Origin of the sequence: Vibrio sp. 10N.261.52.C11 (genome assembly GCF_041471405.1) — a bacterium.
Lineage (GTDB): Bacteria > Pseudomonadota > Gammaproteobacteria > Enterobacterales > Vibrionaceae > Vibrio > Vibrio crassostreae_C.
The window spans coordinates 71,088-83,659 of record NZ_JBFROI010000024.1 but is presented as its reverse complement, the minus strand read 5'-3'; the positions used below and the strand labels follow the sequence as shown (position 1 = coordinate 83,659).

Genomic DNA, 12,572 nt, shown 5'->3' with positions numbered 1-12,572 from the left:
CAATGGCTTACTTCTGTTCACTTTGTTGGTCTTTGCGATGAACGCTAAAGTTGAACTTGGTGAGCTTGTTCGGGGTAATTCGCAACACTTTTGGGTTTTCGCTCACCACTTCCATGGAGGTGGAGAGCGAATCAGTGTCCAACTTCACGAGGAAGTTCTTACCTTTCTTATTGAGTACCCATTGGTCGGGCACGTGGTAACGACCGTACTGGTCTGTGTAAATAACGATTCCCTCAACCGTCATCAACTTAACGCCCGGAATACCATCTTCGTAAATACCTTTGTTCTCGATAACGATTTCCCACAGGTAATCCTCGCCATCGCGATACAGGTTTCTGGTTACGTTGAGGTTTTCCGCGCTCAGTCCCTTTTTCTTGTCCGATTCATGCTTAAACTGAATCTGACCTTGTGCGTCGAACTCGATACGAGAGCCCGCATCGGTTGTGACGTAGAAATCAAAGCTTTGCTGTGTGCGAGTTTTAAATTGAATCACCACTTTGCTGGTTTCTGGCAGTGTTCGGTTCACTGAATGTCCCCAAAGGTCACCAAGCTCCAAACCTTGTTCAAGTGCAGTGGTTATCGCACCATCTTGAATAGCAACGTCTTGACCATCACGAATGATGTGCGTCGAATCAGCGATGTAGCCTTGTGTTGCTAAGTTCGCAGTTAGCTCAACATCAAACGCGGTTGCATCAGCTTGGAATCCATCTTTGTTATGATCTTCAAAAACTTTACCGATGATCGATGAGGTATCGAACACCTTGTCCGGCTCAATGGTCACTTTGGCGGTGTCTTCATTAGAAACAGCCGAGCCATCAACCTTCGCTACTGCGGTGTTGATGTAATCACCAAAAGTGGCACCTACCGAGACACGCAATAAGTAACGAATACGCAGCTTCTCGCCCGGATCAAAGTTCAACGATGTGAACATTAACTTGCCCGTATCTGATGGATCTTGAGAGATAACCTGATCGTCTTCCGTACCGAACTCACCATCAATGCCGCTTAGCACAACTTCTGATGTATCCACGATGTATTTCAGACCACCTGGGTAACGGTCTTCCACAGTCACGTTCTTAAAGTAAGATTCATTGTTGTTCTCAACGATGATCTCGTACTCAACTGCATCACCCACTTGCGCGGTATCTTGCAGCGCAGACTTGGTTAGCTCCAACTCCCCAGAGTTATCTGGAATCTTCTTGATGTGAGTAGTTACGCTGTCGCTGGTTTCAGTACCGTCAGATTCAGTCGCCGTAAAGGTATTGGTAATGTCGTCATCCAAGCCCTTACCTAGCGTACCCACGACTTCAAACGCGTAAGCATTTCGTTTGTTGGATTTCAGGTTAACGGTAGTGTCTAAGTCTTTATTCGACGGGAAAGAATGACGCTGAATAACCGCGCCCGAGTCGTCGACTTCCACACCTTCAATTGTCCAATCGATAAAGACTTTATTACCTGTGCTGTTTTGTAGTCCACTGATCTCATCGGTTAGACGAACATTAGCCGCGTTACCTTGACCGTTGTTGGTCACGGCTAAGTAATAAGTGACACTGTCGTCATCTTCGGTGTATTCAGGCTTATCAGAACGTTTTTCAACAACCAAATCAGCACCCACTGGCGGCAAATCCAAAGCAGATACTTGATCTGCCAATGCCTGCATCGAGGTTTCAGAGGCCAACATGCCTTTAGAACGAGCGCGCATCGCTGGGCTACCAGTTAAGTCGAGGTAGTATCCAAGCACATCGATATTAGTCAGCATGTCTTCGTTGACCGTCAATGTGAACGTGTAATCAATCTTGCCGCCCGGCGATATGTCGACCAAGGTGAACAGGTCTTTGTCGTCATCAAAGGTGCCAGGTTGAGTTTCAGCCCCTTCTGATGTTGCCGTTAGTGTCCATTCATCAAACGCATTACTAAAATTACCATCAATATGATCACCCATGGATTCAGAGAACTGGGTGTAAAGCGCGACATCTTTGGCTATACCTCGGCCTATGTTTTGCACCACTAAGTGATACTCAACCTGCTCTCCCGGCACGTAATACGGGGCATCGGTAAACAGCTCAGCTTGAACCACAGCCGCAACTGTTTGAACTGGAGGACTGATAACATCGCCGCCATCTACTTGCGCAGTATTAATGATGTGTCCGGTCGCGGTATCGACTACGGTGCCTTTTGAGCGGAACACAACTGTGCCGTGCGGTGCAATATCCACACTGTACTCAATCGGGCTAATTTGCTCCGTCGTCGTTCCTACCGTGGTTGACTCAACAACCAAAGAAGTGGTTCCAGCAACAAAAGCAGGCCCAGTGGTACCATCGTAATAGCCCACCTCTATCGTGCTCATGTCATCGACAACACTTAAATCGCTGATGTAGTTGTTAGAGGTGTTTTCAATGGTAATCAAGAATTCCAGCTCACCACCCGGCTCATACTCGGTTTGTACGTTAGTTTTCGTCGCAACAAACTCAGAGTCTTTCGGTGTCATGACTACCGTTGAGTCTTGTGGTGTTCCGTTATAAGTGATGGTTGCCGTGTTACTGATATCGCCAATCGCCGTCGTACGAATCAACGCCTTAACATGGAATGTCACGGTACTTTGTGGCGCCACATCCATACTCACATCGATATCTTCACTCAAGTCGAACGTCTTGGGAGTGACAACAGAGCGATCATCCGAGGCGTCAAAGCTCACTTCCCATAGTAGGAATGCCGACTCTTGTTTATCCGCGGTCGTGTCGACTTGAATGTCACTGATGATGTCTTGAAGTTGAACACCAGATGCAAACGCATCAGAGCTGTTGGTTACGGTGATGTCGTAGTTAATCAGCTTGGTTACTTCATACGATGGCGTATCAACCGTCTTCTTGACCGAAACCGTCGCCAACACTGGTGTACTGGTAGCACTGTCATCAAATGTTGTGCCGTCAAAGGTCGCTGATGCGATGTTAGTAATATCGCCTGTCGCCAACGGATTAGTCGCAACTTGAATAGTGAAAACAATACTGTCTTGAGGCGCAATATCGAGCGTCTCATGAAGGTCTTCACCACGGGTTGCATCCGGTACTGGGGTTTCACCGGTTGTCGATACCGCCGATATTTGGATTGAAGCAGGGTCAAAAGCTTGTTCAGTCGTACCACCTGCAATCGTGGTTTCAACCGACTTCAGCGCATCTTCAATAGCAACATCTTCAGCCCAACCTAAGCCGTTATTCTTAACAGTCACGGTGTACTGAAGTGTTTCTCCCGGAAGGTACTCTGCTTTATCGACATCTTTAGTGATCTCAACTTGCGCATCTTCTGGAATGTAGGTCGCGTCTGCAGAGTGCTCACCGTCGTCGCTATCAACTTTAACGACGTTAGTGATCTCGCCTTTGGCCTTATCATTAACAGTGTTGGTCACGACAAATGAATAACTGTCACCCGGGTGAATGCTGTAAGTCGCACTATAACCCTGTGCGTTATTAACCACATCTTTGCGAGCGTTCAGGGCTGGATCGCCACTGCCATCAAGCTGTTCGTCGCTAATGATCCAATTACCTGTCAACGCTTGCTCTTGATCTGGGCTGTTAGCCACCTCTGTCATGATGGTATCGATGCGATCCGTCAGGACTTGATCGACAAGGTAACCTTCACCTGTGTTAGCCACGGTGATCTTGTATGAGATAGGTTGACCCGGTTGATACTTAGCATCAGGTTCTGCAATTGGCGTCGTTTCTTTGGTTAGAACCAATTGACCCGACTTCGGAGTGATAAAGCCTTCTCGTAAGCGAGCGATCTTCGAATCGTCCAAACCATGTCGTAGATAAGCCGTATTGGTAAAGCGCCCAATCGCGTCATCTCGTACCTTGCCTTGGACGTGAATACGGACAACTGTGTAATTATCGCCGCCACCCGTACCGGCATCGTCACGCCCAGCCATCTTGATCGATTCAACAGGTAAATCGATGTCTGGACTGTTTTGACCAACTAGCTTATCAAGCTCTGAGAAGTCATTAGCGTTGAGATCTGACGGCGCCGAGTTATAAAGCACATCGTAATCAACCGTCCATTCTGTCAGTGCCGTTTTCATTGAGCCATCGACAGTCTCGACTTCAAAGCCGCTGATGATGTCTCGAATAGAAAACAGGCCAGAATCCACATCGTCATTGGTGATGTCGATGTAGTAATTCACTGTTCCTCCCGGCACGTACTCAGGCGTATCCGTCCATTTATCAATTAGGATATTCGAGCGACCCGGATCAAGTACGATGTCGTTGGTGTTATCACCGTTCACTTGCGCCGTGTTGGTAATAGTGCCTGTCGCTGAAGTCGACACGGTGCCTTTCACATCAAACACAATACGCTCGCCAGGACGAAGATCGACAGTTGCATTCAATGGGACGCTACCGTTGTAGTTACCTCGTACGTCATAAGAACCAACAGGTTCCACAGCAATCGCGGTGGTCCATTCAGAGAACGCATCATCACCATCTTCGGTTTTGATGGTATGAATAGCATCGATAACACTCACGTCATTCGCGATGCTATCACCCGTATTCTCTAGCGTAACTTGATACTCAACATCCCCGCGAGGTGCGTAGGTACAACTACTGCCATCGTTTGAAGGAACAGAACACCCTGCCGATTCACCATCGGTATACACCAAGGTTTTGAAGTAATCGAGCTCGGCATCTTTAGGTGGTATCACTTGCGACGTCGCAGAGCCACTTCCTGCGGTCACTTGGTTCGCATCAATCGTGCCCAAAGCGTCGTCACGAACGACACCGGTTAAGTTAAAGGTCAGCCCTTCTCCCGCGGCAATATCGGTTTCAATGTCAAGGTTGCCACTGGTGTTGTAGCTTGGTACATAAGTATCAATATTGGCATCAATACCATTGCTGACTTCATGGGTCATATCGCCAGAAACAAAAGCGGATTCCGTTTTACCGCCAATCACTTCGACTTGAATGTCTGTGATTGTGTCTTTGACCTGAATATCATTCGCCCAACCGTTTTCAGGGTTTGTGACTACAAATTCATACTCAACTTCGTCACCCGGAAGATAGGTATCACCATCACTGAACGGGTTGCCGTTGATCGACACCACACGTTTTTCAACACTGGTATTATTTTCAAGCGGCATTAAATTCGCTGTTCGAGCACTACCGTCGTACGTCGCTTTATTTTGAATGTCACCCAATGCATCTTCACGAATTTGAGCATGAATAGTGAACGTTAGGCTTTCTTGAGGCGCGATAACAATGTCGTTATCAATATCGATGTTATTGCCCGGTACAAAGTCAATCGCGTCGGTAATAGAGCCTGTCGCAACCGTTTTATCTAGGCTAACTTCCCAGCCAGCCAGGAACGGTTGTCCAACAGGATCACCACCTGTTGTGGTGCTGTCTTCTGCAATACGAGTTTGAATTTCCGAAATCGCATCTTCTAGGCGAGAACCATATTCAATACCATCACCCGCATTCTTAATCTCAACGCGGTAATAAACCTCACTCTCACCAGAAGCTTGAGAATATTCAGTTTTTTGCGAAGAGAAGCCTGCATCATAAAACGCTTTTTTAGAGAACGTGACTTCAGGATCTGCCATCGTTGATGGTGGCGATACCGCGATCAACTCATTGCCATTGTCTTCGTCGATGAAAGCTTTGTTGGTAAAAGAACCAACCGCTTTCGGACTGATCTTGGCTTTTATGACATAGCGGACAAACGCTGACGATGCAGCTCGGCCAAAGTTGTCTGCCGAGATATCGAAGTGAGTATCAATCGGCTTATTGTCTTGGATTGAGTTATCAACATCTGGGTTGGAAATACCTGAGCTATCAGTGAATGTTTCAATCGTCCAGCTATCAAATGCAGGGCCACGCGTTCCATCAAAGTATTGAGTGTTAATTTGGTCGATGTCATCACGCAAGCTCATATCATCAACGTGGGCGCTCGCAATGTTCTCAATTAAAATTTCATATTCAACATAACCACCTGGCATGTAGTTAGTTGCGCCAACCAGTTCGTTTTCATCCGTGTCGTAATACGCCAGAATGTTCTTTTCAAAATCAACTTTACGAGCTTCTTGCTGAATATCATGAGAAATGGTGTCGCCATCAACGGTTAGAACGTTAACAACATCGCCATTGGCTTTGTCATTTATGGTCGCGACAACTTGGTACTCAAGCTTAGCGCCCATCGGAATATCGGCTTCAACATTTAAGTTACTGTTGGTTGATGTGTAAACATTGCCAGCACCTGCGCCCGCATCCACATACTCAGAATCGGTTCCAGTTGCGATCGATGTGATGGTCCAATCTGAATACGCTGGTCCTGTATTACCATCCACTAAGCTGACCGTAATATCTTCGAGGTTATCGACGATTGGAATATCGTGAGCATTACCTTTGCCGTCATTCTCAATCACTAAGTGATAGGTCACGGTTTGAGCGGGCTCGTACACCGCTTCATCAGTCGTTTTATCAAAATCTAAATGGTAGCCATCGGGAATCACGACGGTATCTCGATAATGAATATCACCGACCGCATCCGGTCTTACGGTACCTGTTACTGTGTAAGTCACGTCTTCGCCAGCATCGATATCAATCGAGGTTACGATGTCAGTGTCGTTCGCAACATCACCGTCTTTGGTACCATCTGTTGTACCCGCGTTCGCAGGATCGCTCTTAGCAACCGCCACCGTAAACTTGTTTGAACCTACCGAATCATCGAAAAATGGATTACCTGAATTGCCATCTTGTAGCTCCACTGATATGTCATTAATCAGTTCGTTAACGTCTACGTTGTTTCGATAACCATGTCCATCTTGAGAGTTGTACCTAATGGTATAAGTCAACTCATCTCCCGGAGAGTAGCGGTTAATGTTAGTAGTGCGAACAACGCCGCCGTTATTATGTACCTGATGGTTTTCAGCCACGGCACGTTTGGCATACTCACAATCGTCAGTACAACCGGCATTATCATCATGAATCAGCACGGCTTCGTTGCGGATTATGCCGCCGTCTCTGTCCGCTACACCGTTAGATACCGCATTGTCTTTGACATGCGCCTTAATACGCACCGTGACAAAGTCTTTGGCCGGAATTGAAACTGGGAACTCCACATCTTCAGTCGTTTGAGGGCCGAAACCAGAGCCAGTATCAACAGACCAATAGTCAAACGGGTTTTGATTAAGAACATCTTCTACTTCACCATCTTTATCATTCGCTAGCGTAGTAGTGATCTCACTCAGGCGATCCATGAAGATAAGATCGGTCTCATCAGTGTCGCTGTTATTGCCAATAACGATGGTGTAGGTGAGATCTTCACCCGGCGTGTAGCGGACAACATCGGTCGTTTTGGCTAATGAAACATTGATGTCATAGGTACTGTGTGAGTTATCTATTTGAGCGGAAGAGCTGTGGTCACGGTCTGTAATAGGATCGTAAACATCAACACGGTTCGATACTTGTTCTTCTTCATAGTCAGACTTAACAATGCCGCTCACCTCATAGTGAACCCACCCTCCGGGAGTGATATCAACGTCGGTATCGATGTCAGTGTCGTTAGCAATGTCACCGTAACGAGAACCCGGTTTATCTGTGTTGGTCGAACCTACAATTGTCCAACTATTAAAGAAGTTAAGCGCTGAAATACTATCTTGTACCGTTGCGTCATTTGCATAGCCAACACCGCGGTTATAGATATAAATATCGAACGTAGCGCGCTCACCTACAACAAAGTCGGTATTTTGAGCGGTCTTAGCGACTACAAGATTCGGCTCGCTAGGATAGGTACGTACCGTATCCGATAGATTAGTATCTGGTCCCGTCACTGTTGCGGTATTGGTGAATGCTCCCCAAAGAATCTCACTGTCGACACTGCGATCGAGTGTCCCAACAATGGTATAAGTAATCGTCGCACCTGGCGGGATCTGAGCGGTGGCATCCAGATCATTGTTATCCGAGAACGATCCAGGGTCAGTCACGGCTTTCACCCACGGGGAGTCTGCCTCTCTTTCTGCACTGATCGTCCACGAAGAGAACACGGGCTTGGTTTCACCCGGCTCGTGAAGTAACTCTGCTTCTATGGTACTGATTTCATCTTTAACATTGATGTTAGAGGCGAAACCGTTCCCTGCTGGGTTGGTAATGCTGATCGTATAAGTGACAGTATTGGTGGTGTCGGTATACGCGTTTTGTTCGTTATGGCCATCAACACGCTTATCCAATACTAAGTAGTAATCTCGTGGGTATGAGCCTCTGTCGGAATAAAGCACGCTGTCGACTGTCACTTCATTACGGATTTCATCATCGGCAATGGGGTTTACGATCGCCGCAATGCTATAAACGATCTTATCGTGTGGGGCCAACTTAGCCTTCTCGTCCAAGATAAGTTTATTGCTTTGATTACCTTCAATTTGACCAGTAAAGCCGGGATCACTGTTTGTCGAAATTGAGCCGTCAGAGGCATAGGATTTCGCAGTAATAACCCAGCTCAAATATGCTTTAGTCGGTGTATCGTTAATAGACTGAGTCATGACAGAGACTAAATCATCATAAACCGGTACATCAATCGCGTAGCCGTCACCGTTATTCTCTACCGTGATGTCGTAGTTCAGGGTACCGCCAGCTGAGTAGTAACGAGAATCCACTTCCTTTTGGACTTTTAATTTCGAGTTTGGCATTTGTACACCAGAGCCTGACTCGCCTAAGTTATCCCCTAAGCACAAGCCCGCATCGGTACCATCATCAACAATCTGCCCCACACTGGTGTCTGCCACTTTTGCGGTCAGCTTATAATGAACGAAACCCTCAGGTGCGAGGTCGACTTTCAAATTGATGTCGTTTGTTGTCCAAGTATTGTAATTAAATGAACCATAATTCGATCCTTCACCACTTCTATCAGCGACTTCAAGCTTCCACTCGGAAAATGCTGAAGCATTAGAGCCATCCGCTTGCTCTGTCACGATACAAGCAAATTTATCGACAACTTCGATATCGTTGGCGAAGAACTCTGTGTCCTTGTTAGAAATAACAATGTCATAGACCACTTCGTTATCACCGACTATCCCCGGAACATAAGTCGTATCTGTGGTGTTCTTATTACGTGTAATTTGACTTGATGACGTCGTCAGAACGTCTTTCGAATCGAGAATATTGGCCAAAGCATCGCCAGAATCTGCGTGGCCATCAGCATCAACCACTCGGGCTGCAACTTGGGGAATTTGACCAATAGACACAGGGCTAACGTCCACCACAACGGAATAAACAATCTGCTCACCGGGATAGATAGACACTTTGTCTTCTAGTGACTTGTTGGACTCCTTTCCAGATGCATTGAGTTCAGAAAGGCTATTAGAACCGATCGAGGTCACTTCATTGGTCCAAAAATCGTAAGGGTTACCAACCGTGTCAGTTGCGTTCTTTTCGTTGCTGACATCGTTGCCTAGATCGGTTTCAAGATCCGCAAGAAACTGCTGAACCGAATAATGGTACGCGATACCAGTGTTTGCTTGGTTAGCAACCGTGACCGTATAGGAAAACTCATCGTCGACTAGGTAGTTATCCGATTGGTTCAAGGTATGTGTCAGGGTGATACTAGGCTCAGTGGGTGGAGTGATAACCTCATCAACTGTGACCAAGTCATCGCGTGTTTCAGCGGTTATACCGTCATTAACAATGTCGCCGACTAAATTGTCGGCAACGGTCGCTTGAATTTCGTAAGTCACAGAACCGCCTATATCAATCGACGCAGCACTTACTGATAAGTCCCCTGATTCGGCGAAGGTGCCTGGATCGCTTTTGCTGCCTTCAACCTTGCTTACTGAGTTAACGTTGTCAGTAAAGGCTTGTTGCAAAGCCCCTTCAATATTGAGTGCCTTTATGTCTGAAATGACATCTTGAACGTCGATCGTCTGAATAAACGTATCGCCAGTGTTCGAAACCTTAATCTTGTAGGTGAGTTTGTTATTGAGTTGATAGTTCGTCTTATCGACTGAAACAACAACATCATGTTGGTACACACCACGCTGAATGGATTCTGTATTTGATTCAACAGCATCCAATAGTCCAGTGCTCGCACTTGCGACGTTATCAATCGTACCGGCTGCGTCAGCAGAAACGGTGGCGACCATGGTGTAGGTCACCGACCCACCAGCCGCAATACGCACACCTGATGCATCTAAGTTTCCGAAGCGACTGTAATCACCTGGAGATGACAGGAAGGAGGATTGCGCTTGAGTCGAGACTTGCGAGAACGCGCTGACATTATTCCCTTGGTCATCTGTCGTTAAGATATTTAACAGCTCATCCTTAACGTCCAACTCAGCAATAGCTTTATCCGACTCATTCGTTAAAACAAGCGTATAAGCCACCTCTTGGTCGTTGTCATAAGACGCACTGTCAACAGACAGATCCATAACAAGACCCGTTGTGTCCGCATAGGAGGCCAATGGAAACAGCAGAATGGATAAGAAAAAGGCAAGATTGTATCTGAACATTAACGCGCACTTCACAGTAGATTGACAAGTGTCTAGGCAAAAAGCCATAGATTTGACGTCACTAATTTGGCACTTAGCCTATTAGGGACATGCGCAACATACAGTTCAAATAATCCGAACAATTAACATCTGTAAAAAACAAATTACTGAAGATGTTAAATAGAGAATCTGATGTCTAAATTAGAATCAAGACATTGAGTTAATTATCAGAAGGTTAATGTTTTAATGAGTGAGTTTTCACAGTTGTTACGTAACTTCAGAAAGGAACTTCAATTTACACAAACAGAGTTTGCAACCTACTTAAATCAGCTGGACGACGAGTTTAATGCGGTTGACGTCGTAACGATAAATCGTTGGGAAAACAGTAAGGTAAAGCCTAGTACATACAAAGCACTCAAGATCTTACAGTACCTTGGCGGAGATTTATTTGAGACAATAAAGAGCTTTAAATCCGAACAAAAAGACACACTAATCGAACTGTTTTTAAACGAATCCTATGGCTCATTTCAAAGTAGAATTTCAGCTCTATCAGGCCTGAATCAACAACAAGGCAAACGCAACTTTAAGTCACGGCCTTTAATGTCAGAGCCGTGTGACACTGGCGTTATCGACAGAATCAAACTACTTTCTAAATTCACAAAAGTCGATATTTCGCCACTGGACCAAATTGATTTATATCTCTACTACTGTGAGAAAAAAGCACATGGTCACAAGCTGATCAATGTTGATGGCGACATTGTGAGTCACAACGTAGGCTTTTTCTTTGAAGACCATCAATTTGAAACATTAAAAACTCAAGAGCTAGATCTAAGAATGGCCTGCTCTTTAAATTCAAGCAAAAGCATAAATTATTTTAATATAAGCTCACACTCAGAGACAAAAGATCATGTTATTGAGCATATAGTTTCAGACATACAGTTACTTTCTCAGAACAAAAACATTAAAAAATATTCTGTTTTAGTAAAAGACCCCAATATGATGAGACTCTTGAAGAGTGTGGGGTTTGAAGTATTTAAATTTTCAGAACCTTCTGCTAAAAAATGTAATATTACATTCAAAAATAAATATTATAGCTACTGTATATTAACGATTGATAAAATAGACTATCTGACTAATCGGAACGTAATGTCACTAATCAAAGATGAATATTCTACCATGATGAAATTTCCGCAATTACTGCGCGAAGCGCGCAAGAAATTGAAGTTAACGCAAAAGGATTTTGCGGCATACATTAATCACTTAGATGATGAATTCAGCTCTGTAGATGTCGTAACGATAAATCGATGGGAAAATAGCAAAGTAAAACCAAGTAATTACAAAGCCCTAAAGTTATTGGACTGCCTTGGTCTGGACTTGTATACAACGTTGAAATCCTTTGATTCAGAAGATAACGAAGACAGTGCATTACTTGAAGACTTCCTTCGTGAGAGGTTCTTTTCGTTTCAAAGCCGAATATCGTCTATCACTAAAGGGGAAATAGAAGAAGGCTGCGACTGTCAGATCATGCCACTAATGACAGATCAGAATGACAAATCAGTAATAGATAGAATAAAGCTGATTTCACAATATACAAAGGTGGATCCTTCAGCTCTTGATACTATCGACCTGTTTCTCTATTGCAGTGAAAAAAAGGCGCATGGCAGAAAAATGGTCGATGTTAATGGCGATATTGTTAGTCATAGCCTAGGTTTTTTCTTCAACGAAGAGGTATTCGAGCAATACCAAAATAAACATCTACATATTAAGCAAGCCTGCTCTTTAGATTCTAATCATAACTTAAATTACATTGTGGTTAGCGGTCACTCTGAGAAGCGTGAACAATCTATTGCGAACCTGATTTCCGATATGAAGCTTCTTGCAAGAAATACTAAGATTAAAAAGTATTCCATGATCATAAAGAACCCAAGTGCATTGGAACTTATGAAGAACATCGGATTTGAAATATGGAAGTTTTCAGAACCAACAGAACAAAAGTCGAACATCACCTTCAAAAACAAAAACTACCGCTATTGCGTAATGACTATCGACAAGATCGAATTACTGAGTAATAAACATGTTATTTCTTTTATTAGTAAATATGGTTAAGCAC

At 44.8% G+C, this 12,572-nt stretch carries 2 protein-coding genes; one reads left to right on the top strand and one right to left on the bottom strand.

The window, feature by feature from the left end:
* Window positions 1–7: 7 nt before the first annotated feature.
* Window positions 8–10,402 (bottom strand): hypothetical protein, encoded by a 10,395-nt coding sequence (locus AB4323_RS09720; RefSeq protein ID WP_372152341.1) that lies wholly within the window; start codon window positions 10,400–10,402, stop codon window positions 8–10.
* A gap of 306 nt (window positions 10,403–10,708) precedes the next feature.
* Here AB4323_RS09720 and AB4323_RS09715 point away from each other — a divergent pair, with 306 nt between their 5' ends.
* Window positions 10,709–12,568, top strand: coding sequence for a helix-turn-helix domain-containing protein (locus AB4323_RS09715; protein ID WP_372152257.1), 1,860 nt, complete (start codon window positions 10,709–10,711; stop codon window positions 12,566–12,568).
* Window positions 12,569–12,572 lie beyond the last annotated feature (4 nt).

Bases quoted from the DNA above. Each gene is read 5' to 3' on its own strand.
- AB4323_RS09715 (WP_372152257.1), top strand. From the start codon at position 10,709: ATGAGTGAGTTTTCACAGTTGTTACGTAACTTCAGAAAGGAACTTCAA.
- AB4323_RS09720 (WP_372152341.1), bottom strand. From the start codon at position 10,402: ATGGATCTGTCTGTTGACAGTGCGTCTTATGACAACGACCAAGAGGTG.